19 protein-coding genes are annotated in these 19,908 nt (G+C 65.1%); 8 read left to right on the forward strand and 11 right to left on the reverse strand.

The window, feature by feature from the left end; translation table 11 throughout:
* The 3 genes from NZU74_16925 to NZU74_16935 all read right to left on the reverse strand — a co-directional run.
* Positions 1-296, reverse strand: a 296-nt coding sequence (locus NZU74_16925) for a 3-hydroxyacyl-CoA dehydrogenase NAD-binding domain-containing protein (protein MCS6883016.1), incomplete at its 3' end; no start/stop codon positions are given.
* 159 nt (positions 297-455) lie between these two features.
* Positions 456-1,442 carry an ornithine cyclodeaminase gene (locus tag NZU74_16930; protein MCS6883017.1) on the reverse strand — a complete coding sequence of 329 codons (987 nt, stop codon included), beginning with the start codon at positions 1,440-1,442 and terminating at the stop codon, positions 456-458.
* A 155-nt stretch (positions 1,443-1,597) separates the two neighbouring features.
* Positions 1,598-2,800, reverse strand: coding sequence for a S1 RNA-binding domain-containing protein (locus NZU74_16935; GenBank protein ID MCS6883018.1), 1,203 nt, complete (start codon positions 2,798-2,800; stop codon positions 1,598-1,600).
* Between the two features lie 350 nt (positions 2,801-3,150).
* On the opposite strand from NZU74_16935, the gene NZU74_16940 reads away from it, so the two are divergent.
* From NZU74_16940 to NZU74_16950, 3 genes are all read left to right on the forward strand, one after another.
* Entirely contained in the window at positions 3,151-3,636 is a 486-nt protein-coding gene (locus NZU74_16940) for a low molecular weight phosphotyrosine protein phosphatase (GenBank protein ID MCS6883019.1), read from the forward strand.
* Positions 3,633-4,514, forward strand: coding sequence for a fructosamine kinase family protein (locus NZU74_16945; GenBank protein MCS6883020.1), 882 nt, complete (start codon positions 3,633-3,635; stop codon positions 4,512-4,514). Before NZU74_16940 ends, NZU74_16945 begins: the two co-directional genes overlap by 4 nt.
* Before the next feature lie 63 nt (positions 4,515-4,577).
* The gene (locus NZU74_16950; GenBank protein MCS6883021.1) at positions 4,578-6,065 is read left to right on the forward strand and encodes an HD domain-containing protein; all 1,488 of its coding nucleotides are present in this window, start codon (positions 4,578-4,580) and stop codon (positions 6,063-6,065) included.
* A gap of 145 nt (positions 6,066-6,210) precedes the next feature.
* Here NZU74_16950 and NZU74_16955 read toward each other — a convergent pair whose 3' ends face one another.
* Together NZU74_16955 and NZU74_16960 are read right to left on the reverse strand one after the other, a co-directional pair.
* Positions 6,211-6,393, reverse strand: a complete 183-nt coding sequence (locus NZU74_16955) for a hypothetical protein (GenBank protein MCS6883022.1) — start codon at positions 6,391-6,393, stop codon at positions 6,211-6,213.
* Positions 6,394-6,712: 319 nt separating this feature from the next.
* A complete protein-coding gene (locus NZU74_16960; protein MCS6883023.1) occupies positions 6,713-7,096 on the reverse strand; it encodes a response regulator in 384 nt (127 codons plus the stop codon).
* Between the two features lie 355 nt (positions 7,097-7,451).
* On the opposite strand from NZU74_16960, the gene NZU74_16965 reads away from it, so the two are divergent.
* Together NZU74_16965 and NZU74_16970 are read left to right on the forward strand one after the other, a co-directional pair.
* Positions 7,452-8,357 (forward strand): AEC family transporter, encoded by a 906-nt coding sequence (locus NZU74_16965; GenBank protein ID MCS6883024.1) that lies wholly within the window; start codon positions 7,452-7,454, stop codon positions 8,355-8,357.
* A gap of 485 nt (positions 8,358-8,842) precedes the next feature.
* Positions 8,843-10,036, forward strand: coding sequence for a TRAP transporter substrate-binding protein (locus NZU74_16970; protein MCS6883025.1), 1,194 nt, complete (start codon positions 8,843-8,845; stop codon positions 10,034-10,036).
* A gap of 246 nt (positions 10,037-10,282) precedes the next feature.
* On the opposite strand, the gene NZU74_16975 is transcribed toward NZU74_16970, so the two are convergent.
* The 3 genes from NZU74_16975 to NZU74_16985 all read right to left on the reverse strand — a co-directional run bounded on the left by NZU74_16975 (position 10,283) and on the right by NZU74_16985 (position 14,639).
* Positions 10,283-11,617 carry a TRAP transporter large permease subunit gene (locus NZU74_16975; GenBank protein MCS6883026.1) on the reverse strand — a complete coding sequence of 445 codons (1,335 nt, stop codon included), beginning with the start codon at positions 11,615-11,617 and terminating at the stop codon, positions 10,283-10,285.
* Between the two features lie 271 nt (positions 11,618-11,888).
* Positions 11,889-12,461: a TRAP transporter small permease subunit gene (locus tag NZU74_16980; protein MCS6883027.1), complete on the reverse strand. Its 573-nt coding sequence runs from the start codon at positions 12,459-12,461 to the stop codon at positions 11,889-11,891.
* Positions 12,462-12,755: 294 nt separating this feature from the next.
* The gene (locus NZU74_16985; GenBank protein MCS6883028.1) at positions 12,756-14,639 is read right to left on the reverse strand and encodes a phosphoenolpyruvate carboxykinase (GTP); all 1,884 of its coding nucleotides are present in this window, start codon (positions 14,637-14,639) and stop codon (positions 12,756-12,758) included.
* Between the two features lie 185 nt (positions 14,640-14,824).
* Here NZU74_16985 and NZU74_16990 point away from each other — a divergent pair, with 185 nt between their 5' ends.
* The 3 genes from NZU74_16990 (at position 14,825) to NZU74_17000 (ending at position 17,370) form a co-directional block, all read left to right on the forward strand.
* Positions 14,825-15,580: a LamB/YcsF family protein gene (locus NZU74_16990; GenBank protein MCS6883029.1), complete on the forward strand. Its 756-nt coding sequence runs from the start codon at positions 14,825-14,827 to the stop codon at positions 15,578-15,580.
* A 157-nt stretch (positions 15,581-15,737) separates the two neighbouring features.
* A complete protein-coding gene (pxpB, locus tag NZU74_16995) occupies positions 15,738-16,391 on the forward strand; it encodes a 5-oxoprolinase subunit PxpB (protein ID MCS6883030.1) in 654 nt (217 codons plus the stop codon).
* Complete coding sequence (locus NZU74_17000) at positions 16,384-17,370, forward strand: biotin-dependent carboxyltransferase family protein (protein MCS6883031.1); 987 nt, start codon at positions 16,384-16,386, stop codon at positions 17,368-17,370. Before pxpB ends, NZU74_17000 begins: the two co-directional genes overlap by 8 nt.
* 60 nt (positions 17,371-17,430) lie before the next feature.
* On the opposite strand, the gene NZU74_17005 is transcribed toward NZU74_17000, so the two are convergent.
* From NZU74_17005 to NZU74_17015, 3 genes are all read right to left on the reverse strand, one after another.
* Entirely contained in the window at positions 17,431-17,841 is a 411-nt protein-coding gene (locus tag NZU74_17005) for a hypothetical protein (protein MCS6883032.1), read from the reverse strand.
* Positions 17,842-18,050: 209 nt separating this feature from the next.
* Positions 18,051-18,959 carry a hypothetical protein gene (locus NZU74_17010; GenBank protein MCS6883033.1) on the reverse strand — a complete coding sequence of 303 codons (909 nt, stop codon included), beginning with the start codon at positions 18,957-18,959 and terminating at the stop codon, positions 18,051-18,053.
* 344 nt (positions 18,960-19,303) lie between these two features.
* Positions 19,304-19,908: hypothetical protein (locus tag NZU74_17015; protein MCS6883034.1), on the reverse strand; the 605-nt coding region annotated here is incomplete at its 5' end.

Below are 19,908 nucleotides of genomic sequence, written 5' to 3' on the forward strand. Positions count from 1 at the left end.
TGGCTGAGGTCGGCGGCGCCGTCGGGGCCCATGGGAGTGCCGACGGTGATGAAGACCAGTTCGGCCCCGTCGAGGGCTGCGGCGTAGTCATCGGTAAAACTCAGCCGCCCGGCGCGCATGTTCCGCTCTTGCAATTCTTCAAGACCCGGCTCGTAGATCGGCGCTTTGCCGCTGCGGAGGATCGCGAGCTTTTCCTGATTAATCTCGACGCAGGTGACGGTATTGCCCAGATCAGCGAAGCACACGCCAGTGGTAAGCCCCACATAACCGGTGCCAACGACGCAGATAGTTTTCAATGTCGTGCTCCTTCATAGTGTTCGGCGCCCCGGCGAGGCCGGGTTTCCAAAAACGGTCCCATCTGCTTAAACGCACCACGGCAAGCGAAAGATACCAGGGCGATCTGATCCCCATCGGCAAAACCACCCCACCCTTCAGACCGCCATCGGAGGCAGGCCTCACCATTCTATCTCAACCCCGATACCAAGCTCGCGCGCCCGCGCGAGGGCCAGGGCGGCCACTGCCACGTCCTGCACGGCGTTCCCTACCGATTTGAAGAAGGTGATGGCTTCAGGAGCAGGACGCCCCGGCGCCGTGCCAGCGGCCACCTCCCCCAGTTCGCCGATCACGTGATCCTCGGTGATCCAGCCCGCGTCACGGGCCTGGATGAGATCGCCGGCCTCGGCCCAGGCGGCGCGCCGGTGATCGACCACCACATGGGCGCGGGCCACGGTCGCGGGCGGGATTTCGGCCATTGAGGGTCTATAAGAGCCCACACTATTGATGTGCGTACCCGGACGCACATCGCCGTCGGCAAAGAGCGGCGTGGGCGAGGCGGTGGCCGTGCAGATGACATCGGCCTCCATCAGCGCCTGGGTGGGGTCAGCCGCGACCCGCACGTCCTGGCCCAGACCGGCGGCCCGCAGCCGCTCCACCAGCTCATAGGCCCGCGCGGGAGTGCGATTCACGATCCAGATGCGCTCAATCGCGCGCACGGCGCACACGGCGAGCGCCTGCGGCAGCGCCTGGGCCCCCGCCCCGAACAGCGCCAGCACCTTCGCATCGGCGCGGGCCATGTGGCGCGTCGCCACCCCCGAAGCCGCCCCGGTGCGCAGGGCGGTGAGATAGGTCCCATCGAGCACAGCCAGTGGTCGCCCCGTCTCCGGGTCAAACAGGGTGACGAGCGCATAAATGGCTGGCTCGCCCTGATCGCGATTGCCGGGGAACACCGAGACCACCTTGACGCCGAGGGCGGGCGTCGGCGCCCCGTCAAGGCGCGCGGGCATCACAAAGCTGACCCCCGGGGGCGCGGGGGTTTCGACGTGGAGGCGCAACGGAACATCGGCCTGACCGGCCGAGAGGCGCACGAAGGCGCTTTCGACGGCGTCAATCGCCGCCGGCATCGGCACGGCCTGGTGCACATCATCAGCCGAAAGAATGCGCATCGCTGACATCTCCAGGTTCGGCGGCAGCGCAGGCTGGCGAGCTGCGCGCAGCGTGTCGAAAACAAATGAGGTGTGAGCCTTGCCGACTCACACCTCCCACCTTAGTTGCCTGGCCCCGGGCTATCCTTCCGGCGTGTCATTGCCGCTGACGGGCGCTACCTGGCACTCTCGGCGGACGCCTGGGCGACCGTCTCTGCGCCCGACACCGCCGTGGACTCGCTCTCGCCGGGCCGGCTCTCACTCTCGCTTACGCGGCGGAGCGAGAGGCCCATCCGTTGCCGCTGGCGATCCAGACTGATCACCTTGGCGGTCACGATCTGTCCGGGCTGCAAGACATCGCGCGGCTGGACCTGCGGGTCCGCGTCCAGTTCGCTGGCGTGGATCAGGCCCTCAACAGCTTCCTCCACCTGTACGAAGGCGCCGAAGGGGGTAACATTCGTCACCGGGCCGGACACCAGTTGCCCCAGAGCATAGCGCTGGTCAATCGTCTCCCACGGGTTGGTCTGCAACTGGCGGATAGAGAGGCCGATGCGCTCACGCTCGCGGTCAATTTCGACGACGACCACCTTGACTTCCTGGCCGGGTTGCAGCACTTCGCGCGGATGGTTGACCCGCTGCCAGCTCAGTTCGGAGATGTGGGCCAGGCCATCGGCGCCACCGAGGTCAATAAAGGCGCCGAAGTTGGTGAGTTGATTGACGCGTCCAGTCAGCACATCACCGGGCTGCAACTCGGTAAGCAGGCGGTGCTTCTGCGCCTTGCGCCACTCCTGGGTCGCGCTGCGCTCGGAGAGCACCAGACGGTTGCGCTCGCGATCCACCTCGATGACCTTGAGGGGAATCTCCTGGTTGACCATCTTCTGCAACGCCTGCTGCCGCTCCTCGGCCGCCGTGCGCCCGTGGAGCTGGGCCACCTGCGAGGCGGGGACGAAACCGCGGATGCGGTTAAACTGGACGAGCAGACCGCCCTTGTTGAACCCAATCACCTTGCAGCGCGTAATGCCGCCGTCCTTAAATAACTGCTCGGCGTACTCCCAGTCCTTCGCCACCTGCACCATCGTCAGCGAAAGAATGAGATCGCCGTCGCGGTTTTCGGGCTCCTGGACATAGACCTGGATCCTATCGCCAACTTTCAGACCGCTGAGGAACTCCTCACCCATCTGCCGGAGATCCTGGGCGGGAATCACGCCTTCGCGTTTCGTGCCAATCGAGACCAGAATGCCGCTATCTTCGATTTGCATTACCAGCCCCTCGCGCAGCTCGCCGCGCTGTGGACGGGCGTAATCATACTCATCGAGCAGCCTGGTCCAGTCGAGTTCCTCATTGCTTTCCAGGGTCTCTTGATCCGGTTGCACCGACATGCTTCAAAGCCTCCTGCCAGAACAGTAATCTTGCCGCAACACCGCGACGAGGACCATAAAAAAGCGCCACCTGCGCTGCAAGCTGGCGCGTAATGGCTATACGCTTTATCTGCACGGATGCGCTTCGCGCGTATGGGCGCGAAAACACCTATCGGCGCCTGCTGCAGGCTCCGCGAAATGGCTGGCTCTCCGATGCCATAGAGTGGATTATTGGCTGGAGGGTCGAACCGTAGCGGATGTCGCGACTATATTTTACAATGTGCGGTATTATAGTGGAGATGGGAATAAAAGTCAAATCTTCGGCGAGCTGGCTATTTTCACGGTAGCGAACTGGAAAGGAACCGCCAACCATGGAGCGGCAGGAACCTGTTGGGGTTCTGTTTGTTTGTATGGGAAATATCTGCCGTTCGCCAATGGCCGAGGCCATCTTTCGGCGCCAGGTGGCCGACGCCGGGCTCGATGGGCGTTTTCTCATCGATTCGGCCGGGACGGGGAGCTGGCACGTGGGCGAACCGCCCCATCTCGGCACCCTCACCGTCCTGGCCCGCCGGGGCATCGACCCGGGTGACCGGCGCGCGCGGCAGATTACGCGCCACGATTTCGACCGCTTCGATTATATCGTCGCTATGGACCATGAGAACCTGGCCGCGCTCGAACGCTTCCGTCGCGATGGCCGCGCCCAGGTCAGCCTGTTGCTCTCGCACGCCCCCGGCCTGAACGTGCGTGAGGTGCCCGATCCCTACTACACCGGCGGTTTTGACCGGGTCTTCGACCTGGTCGAGGCCGGTTGCCGCGGTTTGCTTGCCCATATCCGCGAACGGGAAGGCATGCTATGACAACGCTCCCTCCCATGCTGCTGGAGGCGATCGCGGCGGCTGCCGGCGGCCCGGTAACACGCGTAGAACCCCTGGGCGGCAGCTTCGGCGCGCAGTTGCTACGGGTCACGGCGGGAGGGCAACGCTTCGCCCTCAAGTGGGCCGCCAGCGGAGCGGCGGCGGCCATGGTCGCCGCCGAGGCTCACGGACTGCGCGCTCTGGCCGCTGCCGGGGCCGTGCGCGTGCCCGGGGTCATCCTGGCGCTGGAGGCGGACGAAATGCAGCCCGCCGCGGTGCTCAGCGAGTGGCTCGACGGAGCCAACGCCCGCCCCGACCAGGCCGCTCTGGGCGAGGCCCTGGCCGCGCTGCACCGCCATTCGGCCCCCGCCTACGGCCTGGAACGCGACAATTTTATCGGCGGGACACCCCAACTCAACGGCTGGATGGAAGACTGGGTGACCTTCTTCCGCGAACGGCGCCTGCGACCGCAGATCGAACAAGCTGCGCGCGCCGGGCTGCTGCCGCCCGAACGGCGCCACGCCCTCGACCGGCTGATGGGGCGCCTGGATGCGCTGCTCGGCGGGGTGCGGCGCGTCCCGTCCCTGATCCATGGCGACCTCTGGGGAGGCAACGTCGTGGCGGCGCCCGGCGGCGTGGCCGCGCTGATCGACCCGGCGATCTCCTACAGCGATCGTGAAGCCGAACTGGCCTTCACCGAGCTGTTTGGCGGCTTCTCCGCCCGTTTCTACAGCGCCTACAGCGCCGCGTGGCCTCTCGAGCCAGGCTACGCCGACCGCCGCGATCTCTATAATCTGTATCATCTCCTGAACCACCTGAACCTCTTCGGCGCGGGCTATGGCCCTCAGGTGGACGCTATTGCCAGACGCTATGGCGGGTAAGGGGCTTTGCCCTCCTGATGTTGGGGCCGACATCTTGCGCCCCAAGGATGCGGGCCTCACCCTATGACCGACCAACTTACACCGATTCTGCGCGATCTTGCCGACCTGTGCGCGGCGCGGGGCGCGCAGGCCTGGCTGACCGGGGGCGCGGCCCGTGATCTGGCGCTAGGCCGCGCGCCCTCCGACCTGGATGTCACCGTCACCAGCTCGGGGCTGGAACTGGCCCGCGCCTTCGCCGACGCCCACGGCGGGGCCTTCGTGGCCCTCGACGCGGAACGCGACACGGGCCGGGCCGTGCTCCCCGGCGCCCCGCCGCTGACGGTAGACATCGCCGGTCTGCGCGCTCCCGGCATCGAGGCCGATCTGCGGCTGCGCGACTTCACCATCAACGCCCTGGCCCTGCCTCTCGACACGGCCCTGAGCCTGCCGTCTCCGCCCGCGGCGCTGATCGATCCGACCGGCGGCCTCGCCGACCTCCAGGCTGGCATTGTGCGCCCTTGCGGCCCCGCCAGCCTGCTTGACGATCCCCTGCGCGTGTTGCGCGCCGCCCGGCTCTGCGCCACCCTGGACCTGCGCCCGGCCCCCGACCTGGCCGAACTGGCCCGCGCCGCCGCTCCGGGTCTCGAGCAGGTCGCGGCCGAGCGCGTCCGTGATGAACTGCTCAAACTGCTCGACGCGCCCGCCGCCGCGCCCTGGCTGCGCTTTCTCGATGCCTGCGACGCCCTGACCCGGCTGATCCCCGAACTGGAGCCTGGCCGCGCCTGCGACCAGCCCAACGTCCACTTCCTGCCGGTGCTGGCGCATATGCTGGAGACCGTGGCAGCTCTGGACTGGCTGCTTGGCGGCCCGGAGACGGCCGAGGCGTTGCCTGTTGCGGTTCGGACCCATCCGGAGCTGAGCCGAACCCTGCCCTTCGCCGCGCCCTTGATGGAATTAATGGCAGAGCCGCGCGCCGGAGGGCATCGCCGGCAGGCCCTGTTGAAACTGGCGGCTCTGATCCACGATAACGCCAAGCCGCAGACGAAGGTCGTCCACCCCGATGGCAAGGTCAGCTTCTACGGCCATCAGGAGCTTGGCGCCGACGCGGCGGCGCGGATCGGGCGCCGCCTGCGCCTCAGCCGTAATGACATCCGCTACGTGGAACTTGTGGTGCGCGAGCACATGCGGCCAGGCCATCTGCGCGCCGCGGAGACGCTCACCCCGCGCGCCGTGTATCGTTTCTTCCGCGACCTTGGCGACGCCGGTCCCGATGTGCTGCTCCACGAACTGGCCGACCACCTGGCTACCAGGGGGCCGCTGGTGGATCCGGAGGGCTGGGTGGCGCATCTGGCATGGACCGGGACGCTGCTGGCGCACTACTATGCGCCGCCGAACCCCCGGCCGGCCCCACTGATTGACGGCCACGAACTCATGGCAGCCCTGGGGATCGGACCGGGGCCGCAGGTCGGCGCATTACTGCGCGACATCGCTGAAGCGCACGCGGCGGGGGAAATTGCCACCCGCGAGGAGGCCATTGAACTGGCAAAGCAACGGATGACGGCCGCCAATTGATAGCATTTCGTATTCCGGATTGCCGTTAACGGCGCCTCGATCAGACCGGGATATGATGCGCATCCATCCTGTTCAACAGGAATCGATGTCAGGTGAAGTGAAAGCTCCAGGCAAAAATCGGCAATCCAAAATCCACAATCTAAAATCAAAAATCACTTTGGCGTTCCCGTTTCCCCTCGACCTTGACGCTCAGGCGCAACTCCTCGGTGCGCTGGCGGTCGTCACGGATCTGCGGACGCTCTTCGTTGAGCAACGGCAGGAGCACGAGGGTCAATACCATCATCACGGTCAGCAGAACAGTAGGGAAGTGATTGATCCACTCAACCATCGGCTACTCCTTGGTTACCCGACACTGCGAACGCGGCAGCCAGACATAGGGCAAAACCTTCTCAGCGGTTCGTGCGATTAGAAATACTGATCAGGCTCCAGGCGCCTGTCGCCTTCAGCCCCGCTCGCAGCGGCGCGACAGAGACAACTTACGCAGGGCATCCTACGTAAGACGGCTGAGGCAGGCAATGAGAGCGGTCTGAACTGTAGCTGAAGGCGGTGAACCGACACAGAGGCTTCGCCCAAGAAGACCGAAGCACAGGCGACGCCTCCGTCGCCAGCGCTGGCGCGCGATACAGATCAGCGCCGGAACGATGAAGCTACTTCAGCACGTCGCGCACGATCTGTTCGAGCCGGTCAAGCGGAAAGGGTTTGGGGAGGTAGTAATCTACACGCTGTTCGCGGGCGCGCTTCTCAAGCTCCGGAGAGGCATAGGCAGTGATCATCACCACGCGCGTATCGGGCGATGTCTCCTTGATCGCCGCGGCGAGTTGCAGGCCGTTCATCCCCGGCATATTGTAATCAGTAATCACCAGGGGAACCGGCCGCAGAGCAATCTGGGCCAGGGCGTCGGCGCCTCCGTTGACCGTGACGATATCGTAGCCGCCGGTCAGATCGCGCATCAAGCGATGGAGAATTACCAGAATGTCCGGCTCGTCTTCGACGAGAACGATAGCCGGATTGCGACCTGAGACATCGGGCATGGACGCCACTCCTCAATTCCCTTGAGATACGTCTGCGACTTAATCGCATACAACGGGGATGAAAACGGGTTTTCCTGGGAGAGAGTCTTCTCGCAGGTCCTCCAATCAGTCTGAGAGCAGACAACCTTGTTCTCTGCTGCCCGTATGAGGCGGACGTGCGCCGACGAACTAGCATCACGACATTTAGTGGGACCTATTGTAACACACCAGGTGTACCAGAGCAAGCAGGGCACCAGGGTCGCACCAGCCCGGCGCAAGCCCTGCCAGGGCCAGGCGGCGCTGTACGGGCATTACGCAACTAATGGTACAGTAGACCGACGCTCCGCACGAGGGCGGGCGCCTGGTAGGAGCCGTTATGACCCAGCTTGTCGGCATCTTTCTCAACGTTCTTGTGCCGGTGTTCTCTCTAGTTCTGCTCGGTTATTTCACCGCTCCGCGTTTGCAACTGGAAACGCGCACCCTTTCGCGTTACGCCTACTTTGTTCTCACCCCGGCTCTCGTATTTACCACCCTGAGCCAGACGCGCATCGAAGTGGCCCTGGCCGGGCGGATGATCGGCTTCATCACCCTGGTCTATGCCGGAACGATCATCGTGGCGTTTCTCACGGCGCGCCTGTTGCGACGCCCGGCAACGATGACCGCGGCCTATGTAATGATTGCCGCCTTCGGCAACGTAGGCAACTTCGGATTGCCGATCGTCCAGTTCGCCGAGGGGCCTGAGGCGCTCGGTCTGGCCACGCTGTACTTCCTGGCCAATCTGGTGCTGGCCTTTATCGTCTGCGTCACGGCGGCCAACTTCAGCCGGGGCGTCAATCTGGGCATGCTGGGACGAGTCTTTCGCACTCCCGCCCTGATCGCCCTGGCCCCGGCTCTGGCGGTCAACGGGCTTAACATCAGCCTGCCAGCGGTAGTTACCCGGCCCCTGGATCTGCTCTCGGCGGCGCTGATCCCGACCATGCTGATCGTCCTGGGCGCCCAGCTCTCCGAGGCGGGGATCCCCCGGCTCAACCAGGATATGCTGATCTCCAGCGCCATCAGGCTGGTCGGCGGCCCGCTGATCGCCTTCAGCACCGTCGGCTGGTTCGCCCTGCCGCTCCTGGAACGCAACGTTGGCATCCTTCAGGCCAGCATGCCTACAGCCGTCCTGGTGTCCATCATCGCCATGGAGAATCGCCTGTTGCCGGAGTTTGTCACTGCGACCGTGCTCTTTTCAAATGTGATCAGCATTACCACGCTGGCAGTAGTTCTGCTGCTGTTGTAGCGTCCCGCGTGAAGACCCGGGCGCCATCCTTCGCGGGGGATCATGCGAGGCTCTGCGGCAGGGCAATGCTATGTCGCCGGGTCAAGTCTCAGACTCCAGGCTTATCGCTGGTTCTGGCGCCCGGCTGCCAGAACCAGCATAAAACTGACGTATTGGACGCATGAGCCTGAAAGGTTTAGACCGCCGCGCGATTTCCCCTTCGGCGGGTCTCGCACCAAATTTCTGTCGAACACCATGTCGGCGCCTCATCCCCAGGTCACGCCAGGACGCCATATACGGCAATCCAAAATCCAAAATCCGAAATGGCATTAGCCTCTCCGAGCCTCCCCTGAGGCGCAGAGAATGGGGAAAGCTGGTCGCCCCGCAGCTCAGCAGCGTTGAGATGCACAGTCCTTGCACCGGAATTGGTTGCTTGACATCGCAAAGTAATGTATAATAGGCCGCGCGGTTTTCCCCGTTTCAAGTACAGATGCTCAGGAGCAACCATGAAACGACGCGAGTTTCTCCGTGGCGCGGCTGCTGGTGTCCTTGGCGGTCTTGGGATGACCCTGGCGGCCTGCGCTGGCCCGCCCGCGGCGCCGCCAGCGGGTGGCGGCGCAACCACGCCAGCAGGCGGCGGGGCGACAGCCGAGCCGACGGCGCCACAGGCGCAGGCCCCCGGGCAGGGCTCCTCGCTCCCGGCGGTAGAGTGGCGCATGGGTACGAGCTGGCCGATCTCGCTCGATACGATCTACGGCGGGGCGACGGTGCTGGCCGAGCGTGTGGGCGAGTTGTCGGGCGGGATGTTCAAGATCACCACCTTCCCCGCTGGCGAGTTGTTCCCCGGTCTGGAGGTGTTGCAGAACGTTCAGCAGGGCACGGTCGAGTCAGGCCATACGGCGCTGTACTACTACGTCGGCCTCAACCCGGCCTGGGCCTTTGGCACCTCGCTGCCCTTCGGCCTGACGGCCCAGCAGCAGAACGCCTGGATGTACCATGGCGGCGGCAACGAGGCCCTCAATAAGCTGGCCAGCAATTTTGGCGTCACCGTGTTCCCTGCCGGCAACACCGGCACGCAGATGGGCGGCTGGTGGCGCAAGGAACTCAACACCGTGGCCGATCTGAAGGGCCTGAAGATGCGCATCCCTGGCCTCGGCGGTCGCGTGATGGAGCGCCTGGGCATTGTCACCCAGACCCTGCCCGGCGGCGAGATCTTCCAGGCCCTCTCCACTGGCGCAGTGGACTCCGCCGAGTGGGTTGGCCCCTACGATGACCTGAAGCTGGGTCTGCCCGACGCCGCCAACTTCTACTACACCCCTGGCTGGTGGGAGCCAGGCCCCGCCCTGCACGCGGTGGTGAATAACGACGCCTGGGGCAAGCTGCCGGTCGAGTACCAGCGCTACTTCGCCGTGGCGGCCTGGGAGTCGAACATGAATATGCTCGCCAAGTACGACGCCCTGAACCAGGACGCGCTGAACAAGATCCTCTCCGGGGGCAAGATCCAGCTCAAAGTCTATCCTAAGGATATTATGGAAGCGGCGCAGAAGGCGGCCTTTGAACTCTACAACGAGAATGCCGCCAGTTCGCCTGAGTTTAAGGAGATCTTCGAGCCCTGGAAGCAGTTCCGCGAGAAGATCTACAAGTGGCACCAGACCAACGAGTTCCCCTTCGCGAACTTCGCCTACAATAACCCGGTCTAAGACCGCGTTTACGCCTGCGCTACGGTTGGGGATGCGGGGAGGCTACGCCTCCCCGCATTCGCTTTTCTACCCATGACAGGTCCGCACCCCGCCGAGTCCAGGACGAGCCTGCCGCCGGCAAACACAGGGAACGCAGAGAGTTGCGCCCTCGGCACTCCCCTGAACCCTGGTCCAAAAGGACAGGAGGGCGGGTTGCTAACCCGCCCTCCTGCGCCGGGCGAACGAAGTTTCGTCCCTGCGCGTTTGTCACTGTCCAAAGGATACAGATGGCAAATAGGTCACCAGGTTCGGAAAGAGGATAATGAGAACGACAATCGCCAGTTGCACCGCAATGAACGGCACCACCCCGCGGTAGATGTCCTGCGTGGTCACTTCGGGCGGAGCAACGCCCTTCAGGTAGAACAGGGCGAAGCCGAAGGGCGGGGTCAGGAACGAGGTCTGCAGATTCGCGCCGAGGATAACGCCGAACCACATCAGGTCAATCCCCAGATCGCGCGCGACGGGAACGAACAGGGGGATGACGATGAAGCAGATCTCGAAGAAGTCAATAAAGAAGCCCAGAAAGAAGACGATCAGCATGCTGGCGACCATGAAGCCCCAGAAGCCGCCGGGCAAGCCGGTCATAAGGTCGTAGACGAACTTATCGCCGCTCAAGGCGCGGAAGACCAGGGCGAAGGCCGTTGAGCCGATCAGAATAAAGATCACCAGGGTGGTGGTGCGCAGCGTAGCATCGGACACCTCACGGAAGGTTTTGAGGTTCAGGCGCCGGTTAAAGGCGGCAAGAATGGTCGCGCCAAGGGCGCCCACGGCGCCGGCCTCGGTGGCGGTGGCGATGCCGAAGAAGATCGACCCCAGCACGGCGATGATCAACAGCAACGGGGGAACCATCACCTTGAGTACGCGCATCGCGAGGGCGCGACCCTTGAGCGTGCGCGCCGAGAGCGGCAGCGCGGGGGCCATGTCGGGCTTGATCTGGGCCACCGTCCAGCAATAGAAGGCCAGCGCCGCGGCCAGCAGCAGGCCGGGGATGAGCGAGCCGATAAACAATCGCCCCACCGATACGCCGATCTGATCGCCCAGCACCACCAGCACCACCGAGGGGGGGATGATCTGCCCCAGGGTGCCGGAGGCGCAGATCACCCCGGTGGCCAGTTGCTTGTTGTAGTTGTAGCGCAACATGATCGGCAGCGAGATCAGACCCATCGCCACCACCGTTGCGGCCACCACGCCGGTCGTCGCCGCCAGCAGCGTGCCGACCACCACGACCGCAATCGCTAACCCGCCGCGCATCGGACCGAAGAGCACGCCCATCGTGTCGAGCAAGTCTTCAGCCAGGCCCGATTTTTCGAGCATTGCGCCGAGGAAAATGAAGTACGGTATCGCCAGGAGCGTAAAATTGGAGGCTATACCAAAGATACGCGACGGCAATGCGCGGATCAGGATAGGATCAAAGATCCCCAGGCTGACGCCGATGATGCCAAAGATAATGGCGACTGCACCCAACGAGAAGGCCACCGGATAGCCAATCGAGAGAATTGCCAGGGCCCCAAGAAACATCAACGGACCGAGCCACTCGCTCATGCAACCTCCAACGACGATGTTCAGGTCTTCTCTTGAGCGTTTCCTGACAAACCGGGAAATCGAGTCTCTGTGCCTCGGATCACCGGGGTAACGCAGGGCGCCCAACCTTGATGATCATTAAGAAATACATCCGGTATAGCCCGCAAAGGCGGGCTTCGCATCGGCAGCCTGCGGCTTCAGCCGCCGGTCTACCGGGCGAATACCGGTTTATATTCTTTAATCTTCACGAAGGTTGCGCGCCGGGGAAACGCGGTTTCCCGACGCCCCCGGTCTACTCCAACTCCAGCGCATCCCGCTGTTGTTCCTCGGCGACCAGAGAAGGGTCAGCGTAACCTGTAACGACCGCGAAATTCTTGATCGCCTCGGAGATGCCCTGGATGATCAGCAAGGTCGGGCTGATAATCAAGAAGGCTTTCAGCGGGTAACGGGGCAAGCCGCTCGGATCGGGCGACATTTCGCGGATTTTGAAGGCGGTCTGTACAACTGGCCAGGAAAAATAGATCAGCAAGACGCAGAATGGCATGAGGAAGAAAAGCGTACCGAAGAGATCAACCAGCGCCTTGCGTCGGGGAGAAAAATTCGCGTACAACAGGTCCACGCGCACGTGCCCGCCATGTTTGAGCACATAAGCGCTGCTAAGAAAAAAAATGATGGAGAAAATGTACCACTGCAATTCAATAAACACATTGGAGCCAAGCGATTGCCCGATGGCGCGCCCGACGTAGCGATTCGCCACGTTCCAGACGCCAACGCCGACCACAATCGGCACCAGCCAGACGGTAACGCTGCCAACCGCTTCGGTGAAGGCGTCAATCATCTTTGAAAGACGGAGCAAGCCCTGCACGCGACAACCTCCATTGGTAGCGGGTGAGCCTGAGTTCGCCCTCCGGGCGCACGATTGCCTCTCAGGCTCGTACCGGGAGCCTGGCCGTGCGCGCCTCCTGGCGTGGCGAACGGCATCTCTGGACGAAAACTGTTGTTAGGCGAACATTGGGAAACGCGAAATGCGTGTGGGGCATCATACCGCTTTTGGCGGGATCTGTCAAAAACGCCAGGAGGATGGGTTTCCCCCATCCCCCTGCCGGATTAGAAGCGACGGTTGCGTGCAACCCTCCGGGCTAAGCGCGGAAACGCCGGGCTACTCGTGGGTCGGCCCCCAGTTCTCAGGAGTGCGCCACAGGCTGGAAAGGATCAGCTCGCGAATGTAGAGCAGTTCCTTGGGCAGCCGGTCGTAGAGCTTGATAAACAGCTCTTCGTGCAGCAGGATCTCATGGCGCCAGGCTTCAATGTCAATGTGCATGAGCTTCTCGAACTGCTCACGGGTGAAATCCAGCCCGCGCCAGTCGAGATGGTCGTAGGTGGGGAGCCAGCCGATCGGGCTCTCGACGCTGAAGGCCTCGCCATGAGCGCGTTGCACGATCCACTTGAGCACGCGCATATTCTCGCCGAAACCGGGCCAGATGAACTTGCCGTTCTCGTCCTTGCGGAACCAGTTGACGCTGAAGATGCGCGGCGGGTTGAAGATCTCGCGCCCGAACTGCAACCAGTGGTTGATGTAATCGGCCATGTGGTAGCCGGCGAAGGGCAGCATGGCAAAGGGATCGCGCCGGACCACGCCCTGCTGGCCGAAGGCGGCCGCCGTCGTCTCCGAGCCCATCGTGGCGGCCAGGTAGACGCCGTAGTTCCAGTTGAAGGCCTGATAGACCAGGGGCACGGTAGTGCTGCGCCGCCCGCCGAAGATGAAGGCTTCAATATGCACGCCCTGGGGGTCATCCCACGCCGGGTCGAGCACCGGGTTGTTGATCGCCGGGGCGGTGAAGCGCGCGTTGGGATGCGCGGCGGGCGTGGTGCTCTCCGGCGTCCAGTCGTTGCCGCGCCAGTCAATGAGGTGAGCCGGCTTCTCCTTGGTCATACCCTCCCACCAGACGTCGCCATCGTCAGTGAGGGCTACGTTGGTGAAGATGGTATTCTGTTTGACGCTCTCCATTGCGCTGGGGTTGGTTTCGTAGGAGGTGCCGGGGGCCACGCCAAAGTAGCCCGATTCGGGGTTGATGGCGTAGAGCTTGCCGTCCCTGCCCGGCTTGATCCAGGCAATGTCATCGCCGACGGTGGTAATCTCCCAGCCGTCCTCCTGGAACGGCTTCGGAGGCACGAGCATAGCGAAGTTGGTCTTGCCGCAGGCCGAGGGGAAGGCGGCCGCCACGTAGGTCTTGCGCCCGGTCGGGTCCTTGACGCCCAGGATCAGCATATGCTCGGCGAGCCAGCCATCCTGGCGGGCCATCACCGAGGCGATGCGCAGGGCGAAGCACTTCTTGCCCAGCAGAGCGTTGCCGCCATAGCCTGAGCCATACGACCAGATCGAGCGCTCCTCGGGGAAGTGTACGATGTATTTCTTGCTGACGTCGGGATTACAGGGCCAGGGCACGTCCTTCTGGCCCGGCTCCAGGGGCGCGCCGACCGTGTGGGCGCAGGGCACAAAATCGCCGTCCTCGCCGAGGATATCGTAGACCGCCTTGCCCATGCGGGTCATGATCCGCATGTTCACCACCACGTAGGGCGAATCGGTAAGCTGGACGCCGAGTTGGGAGATCGGCGACCCCAGCGGCCCCATGCTAAAGGGGATCACGTACATCGTCCGGCCACGCATCGCTCCATTGAAAAGCCCGTTGAGGATCTCCTTCATCTCCTTCGGGTTCATCCAGTTGTTGGTCGGGCCGGCGTCAGCCTTTGAGAGCGAGCAGATAAAGGTGCGATCCTCGACCCGAGCGACGTCGCTGGGGTCGGAACGGGCGAGAAAACAGTTGGGCCGCTTCTCAGGGTTGAGGCGGATGAAGGTGCCGCTCTGGACCATCTGCTCGCAGAGCCGGTCATACTCTTCCTGTGAGCCGTCGCAGAAATACACTGCGTCGGGCTGGCACAGCGCCGCCATCTCCCTGACCCATTCCTTGAGCCGTGCGTGTTTGATGTACTCCGGGAACGTGATGTCCAGCTGTTTGACCGCCACAGTCTCTGGAGTGCTCATGCCTCCCTCCCTGCGCTGATACTGCTGCCGCTTCGCTACGTGGCATACTCGGGCTAACGTTCCGTGAATGCGACAATCATACCACGACATGGACCCGATTTGCGGGGAAAAAAGTCACGGATTATACTGAATGTCGCAACCGCAACCGTTGGTGAAGGAACGATGTCTGAGGAACGCACCCTGCTATGCCCAGGATCGATCTCAACTGTGACTGCGGCGAAAGTTTCGGCGTCTGGTCCCTTGGTGACGATGAGGCCGTGCTGCCGCACGTAACCTCGGCCAACGTGGCCTGCGGCGCGCACGCGGGCGACCCTGAGGTGATGCGGCGCACAGTGCGGTTGTGCCGCGCTCTGGGGGTGGCCGTGGGGGCGCACCCTGGCTTCCCGGATCTGCCCGGCTTCGGGCGCCGTCCACTGCCGCTCACTCCCTCCGAGATTGAAACCAGCGTGCTGTTCCAGATCGGCGCGCTCTACGCCATTGCCCGCGCCGAGGGCGTTGCGCTGCGCCACGTCAAACCCCACGGCGCGCTGTACAACGTGGGTGCGAAGACCCCCGCCATCGCTGAGGCTATCGCCCGTGCAGTGGCGGCCTTTAGCCGGGAGCTGATCCTGGTGGGGCTGGCCGGCTCGGCGCTGGTGGAGGCCGGCCTGGCTGCCGGGCTGAGCGTTGCTCGTGAGGCTTTCGCTGACCGGGGCTACGCCGCCGATGGCGCCCTGCTCCCCCGCGACGCGCCGGGGGCGCTCATCCTCGACCCGAAGCTGAACCTGGCCCAGGCGCTCAGCATCGTCACCACAGGGCAGGTGACCGGTCCCGACGGGCAGGCCATCCCCGTGGTCGCCGATACGCTCTGCATCCATGGCGATACGCCCGGAGCCGCCGAACGGGCCGCATTGCTGCGCGAGGGCCTCGTCGCGGCAGGGGTCGAGGTGCGGGGGATGTAGGGGTGTGGAGGTGTGGAGGTGTGGAGGTGTGGAGATGTGGAGGTGTGGAGGTGAAAGAACAGATCTCTGGCTCTACAACTCTACAGCTCCACACCTCCACAGATCGTTGATGATGAATGCAATACCTAAGCCTTCCTGAACCTATGACTCACCAACCATGACCCTCCCCTGGACCTTCACGCACCTGGGCGAGGCGGCGCTGCTCGCCGAGGCAACCAGCGGCGATCACGAGGCGGCCAACCGGGCGGCTCTCGCTGCTGCCGCCGCCCTCGAAGCTGCGCCGCCGCCTGGCTTCATCGCCGCGACGCCGGCTATTGCCTCGCTGCTGGTGTGCTTCGATCCTCTGCTGACCGACCACGCCGCAATGATAGCCGGCGTCCGGGCAGTGCTGGAGGACCCGCCCCCGTTGCAGGAACGGGGGCGCCTGGTGACCATTCCAGTGACCTATGGCGGCAAGGCCGGCCCCGACCTGAACGACGTAGCGGCGCTCCTGGGCATGACGCCTGTGGAAGTGATCGCGGCGCATACCGCCGGCCCGTTCCGGGTGATGATGATCGGCTTCGCGCCGGGCTTTCCCTACATCGGGCCATTGCCCGCGCGCCTGCGCGCCCCCCGGCGCGCCACGCCCCGCGCCGCCGTGCCTCCTGGCTCAGTGGCGCTCGCTGCGGGGCTGACCGGCATCTACCCGGCGCGGCTCCCCGGCGGCTGGCACGTGATCGGCCGCACCACGCTGCGACTCTTCGACGCCAATGCCGAGCCACCGGCGCTGCTGGCGCCGGGTGACCGGGTACAGTTCGTGGCCGATGCTTGACGTGCTCGCCAGCGGCCCATTGCTGACGGTCCAGGATCTGGGGCGGGCCGCCGCGCGACGTTACGGCGTGCCCGCCGGCGGCGCGCTGGACCGTTTCGCTCTCGTCGCGGCCAACCGGCTGGTGGGCAACCCGCCGGGCGCGGCGGCGCTCGAAATCACCGCCGGAGGCGCGGAACTGCTCCTGTCCGCCCCGGCGCTGATCGCCGTTACCGGCGCCGACCTCGGCGCGTGGCGCGGTGACCGGCCCCTACCCCTGTGGATGGCCATCCAGGCGGAGCGTGGCGAGCGTATCCGCTTCGCCGGGCGCTCTGGGGAGTGGGGCGCACGGGCCTACCTGGCCGTGGCGGGGGGCATCGCCGTACCCGCAGTGCTCGGCAGCCGCGCCACCGACCTCGCCAGCGGGTTCGGCGGGCTGGCGGGCCGCGCCCTCCGCCCGGGGGATCGCCTGCCAATCGGCCCACTGCCGCCCCTGGCGGAGTTGGGGCTGGGGCGCTACTGGCCGCCTGCGCTGCGCCCGCCCTACGGCTCCACGCCGACACTGCGGCTGCTTCCCGGGCCGCACGTCAGCGGCTTCGGCCCCGAAGCCCTGGAGTTGCTCACCACACAGAACTGGCGGGTTGGCGCGACCTCCAACCGCATGGGCTACCGGCTGGAGGGGCCGCCTCTGGCGGCCCTGCGCCCCTTCGACCTGCCCTCCCTTGGCGTCGTTCCCGGCGTCATCCAGGTGCCGCCGGATGGGACGCCGATTTTGCTTATGGCCGACGCCCAGACCACGGGGGGCTACCCGGTCATCGGCACGGTGATCGGCCCGGACCTGCCGCTGGCGGCGCAACTGCTCCCCGGCGACACGCTGCGCCTGGCTCTGACCACGCTGGAGGAAGCCCTGGTCGCCCACCGCGCCATGGCGGCGACGCTGGCCCGGTCGCTTGACGCCGACGAGGGCGATCTGCTGGCGGCCCTGGCGGGAGGAGGGTGGTAGGGCAGCAGCGGCTGAGCCGCTGCTGCGGCCCTGCCTGGGATAACGATGTCCCCAGCCCGGTCAGGTGCGCACGCCGATCATCACGTTGCTCACCACCAGCACCAGCAATACGCCGAGCGAAGCCAGCGGCGCCCAGCGCCCCAGGCCCCGCAGGGGGTTGCGCGCGCCAACGGCCATGTGCGCCAGCGCGGCGGCCAGAATGCCGATGAGCGGATGCAGAATGAAGGGGAAGCTCAAATAGCGCGCCTGGGCAGCGCCCGAGGTGTTGAACAGCAAGAATATCCAGAAGATGATGCCTAGCCCGGCTTGAAGATCCACCAGCACGGGAAACGCACGAGTTACAGCAGTGCGAGGCGTGTTGGGCTTGTAGGTCACGACGAGGTAGATCGCCGTGGCCACGATTACCAGCGGCAGGATCATCTCGCCAAGGACGCGGTGGATCTGGAAGACGACACCGAATACCGTGCTCATAGCATGCTCTCTTTCCGGGGCGAAGGAAGGCGGGGAAACCCGCCCCTGCCCTTCTGGGAACGCGCGGTAGCGCACTTCTACGAGTTGTGCGCACCACCAGGCGCCGCCAACTATACCCGAAGGCGGAACGGCGCGCAAGGGCGGGTGGGCGATCGGCCCGGCATCGGCATAGCAGGGACGGACCGCGGGGCCGTCTCTGCGCCGACGCCCTACGCCATACACGCCTCGGGGATGACCAGGCTCCAGCGGTTGACCAGCCACTGGCCCTCGCGATAGTGCAGGTCCGCGCGGAAGCAGAGCTGCCCGCGCTCATAGACGGCGCGGGCATAGCCTACCTGGTGGCGCGCGTTCTGGGGGAAGGGTTTGAGGATCTCGTAGCCCTGGCGCGGGCCGAATCGCTCCGCGCCGCCGCCGACCACGGCCGCGGTTAGCTCTGCGTAGAACTGCGCCCGATGCTGGCGCTCCTCGGCTCCTGCCTCGGCAACGAGCGGCGCGGCGGCGGCGACATCGCCGCTGAACATGGCGTTGGCCCACGTGGTGTGGACCGCGGCGATCTCAGCGCCGGCTTCCCGGCCCGGCGGCGCGCCAGGCAGGCTCTTTTCCAGGAAGCGCGCGCAGGCGTTTCCGGCAGACGCCCACTCGACGACCCGCCACGTCCCCTCGATAGCCTCCATGCGGGTAGCGTAGCACAGGCTGCCGCGGGCGAAGTACACCTCGCTCAGCCCGGTGCGCTGGCGCTCATGCTCGCCGGTGACGCTGCCGAGCAGCTCGAACCGTTCCAGATACGGCCCCAGCAGGCCGCCGGCGGCGGTGAGGCGGATCAGGGCATCGGTGCGCGACAGATAGGAGCGGACACGCTGCTGGCGGCGGGCCGGGTCGGGCTCGGCGAGCAGTTCGAGGGCGGCCGGCTCGTCGCCGGAGAGCATCGCGCTGACCCAGTGGTGATGGACCATAGCGGAGTCGGGATCAGGCGGGGCGATGGTAATGGACACCGGCCCGCGCCCCATCGCGGCGCCGATGGTGACGGGCGCGACGCAGACGAGGAGCAGCAACGTGAGACCAATGAGGGTGAACCAGATCCGGGAGCGGCGTGACGGGTGGGTGAGGGCGGTTGCCATGGGAAAACCTCCAGTGCGCTGATGGGACGACCCATAAGGTGTACCGTTGCGCGGGGCTGGAGGTTGCGGAGATGGGGTATGTTACGAGATTCGGGGCATTTGAGGTTGACCGATGCGGCACAGGTTCACGTAGCCGGTCCGTGGAGGTGTGGAGGTGTGGAGGTGTGGAGGTGAAGGTCGGTGGTATGCACAGGTGAGCACAGCGGGATCGTGTTCACATCTACCGAACATGCTCACACCGCAGAGGGCGCGGAGGGGCGCAAAGGGCTTCATAAAGCTCATCCTCTACGCTCCTCTGCGTGCTCCGCGGTCAATCTGAACACGTTCCGCAGCGGAAGGCGGCATCACCCGCGTCCGTGGACGCCCCCATCGGTGGCGCGGAGCTGCGCGGCCAGCTCCTGGAGGCGCGCGGCGAGGGCGAGGTAGGGGGAACCCTCGGCCTCGCCCTCGGCGGCCCAGCGGGCCTGCGCCTCGAGCTGATCGGCGAGGGCGGCGCGGTCGGCGCCAGCGCCGGCGAGGGCAGCAGTGGCGGCCGCCTCGGCCTCGGCGGTAAGGCGCGCGATCTGCTGCTCGCGGGTCTCGGGTGGAGGCGCCTCCGCGGCCTGGCGATGGCGATCAGCGTACTCATCGAGGCCCATCGCCGCGAAGAGCTCGGCGGCGCGGGCATGGTAGGGGCGGGCCTCAGCGTAGCGACCGGCGCGGCGCAGCGCCCAGCCGTAGTTGCCGATCTGCACGGGAACGCTGTAGCGATCGCCGATAGCCTCATAGATGGCGATGGCCTGGACGAGGAGCCGATCGGCTGCCGCCTGGTCGCCGCCGATCAGCGCGATCCGTCCCTGGGCAGCATAGACGTTGGCCTCGCCCAGACGGTCGCCGACCTGGCGGTAGAGGGCCTGGGCCGCCGCGTAGGACCCCAGGGCCGCGTCCATCTCCTTGCGGAACTGCTGCA

The organism is Chloroflexaceae bacterium, assembly GCA_025057155.1.
Classification (GTDB): domain Bacteria; phylum Chloroflexota; class Chloroflexia; order Chloroflexales; family Chloroflexaceae; genus JACAEO01.

Excerpts from the sequence above, each read along its gene's own strand:
- NZU74_16950 (MCS6883021.1), top strand. The coding sequence starts at position 4,578 with ATGACCGACCAACTTACACCGATTCTGCGCGATCTTGCCGACCTGTGC.
- NZU74_16930 (MCS6883017.1), bottom strand. The coding sequence starts at position 1,442 with ATGCGCATTCTTTCGGCTGATGATGTGCACCAGGCCGTGCCGATGCCG.
- NZU74_16985 (MCS6883028.1), bottom strand. The coding sequence starts at position 14,639 with ATGAGCACTCCAGAGACTGTGGCGGTCAAACAGCTGGACATCACGTTC.
- NZU74_17005 (MCS6883032.1), bottom strand. The coding sequence starts at position 17,841 with ATGAGCACGGTATTCGGTGTCGTCTTCCAGATCCACCGCGTCCTTGGC.
- NZU74_16970 (MCS6883025.1), top strand. The coding sequence starts at position 8,843 with ATGAAACGACGCGAGTTTCTCCGTGGCGCGGCTGCTGGTGTCCTTGGC.
- NZU74_17000 (MCS6883031.1), top strand. The coding sequence starts at position 16,384 with ATGCTTGACGTGCTCGCCAGCGGCCCATTGCTGACGGTCCAGGATCTG.
- NZU74_17010 (MCS6883033.1), bottom strand. The coding sequence starts at position 18,959 with ATGGCAACCGCCCTCACCCACCCGTCACGCCGCTCCCGGATCTGGTTC.
- pxpB (MCS6883030.1), top strand. The coding sequence starts at position 15,738 with ATGACCCTCCCCTGGACCTTCACGCACCTGGGCGAGGCGGCGCTGCTC.
- NZU74_16935 (MCS6883018.1), bottom strand. The coding sequence starts at position 2,800 with ATGTCGGTGCAACCGGATCAAGAGACCCTGGAAAGCAATGAGGAACTC.
- NZU74_16955 (MCS6883022.1), bottom strand. The coding sequence starts at position 6,393 with ATGGTTGAGTGGATCAATCACTTCCCTACTGTTCTGCTGACCGTGATG.
- NZU74_16945 (MCS6883020.1), top strand. The coding sequence starts at position 3,633 with ATGACAACGCTCCCTCCCATGCTGCTGGAGGCGATCGCGGCGGCTGCC.
- NZU74_16975 (MCS6883026.1), bottom strand. The coding sequence starts at position 11,617 with ATGAGCGAGTGGCTCGGTCCGTTGATGTTTCTTGGGGCCCTGGCAATT.
- NZU74_16940 (MCS6883019.1), top strand. The coding sequence starts at position 3,151 with ATGGAGCGGCAGGAACCTGTTGGGGTTCTGTTTGTTTGTATGGGAAAT.
- NZU74_16960 (MCS6883023.1), bottom strand. The coding sequence starts at position 7,096 with ATGCCCGATGTCTCAGGTCGCAATCCGGCTATCGTTCTCGTCGAAGAC.
- NZU74_16990 (MCS6883029.1), top strand. The coding sequence starts at position 14,825 with ATGCCCAGGATCGATCTCAACTGTGACTGCGGCGAAAGTTTCGGCGTC.
- NZU74_16965 (MCS6883024.1), top strand. The coding sequence starts at position 7,452 with ATGACCCAGCTTGTCGGCATCTTTCTCAACGTTCTTGTGCCGGTGTTC.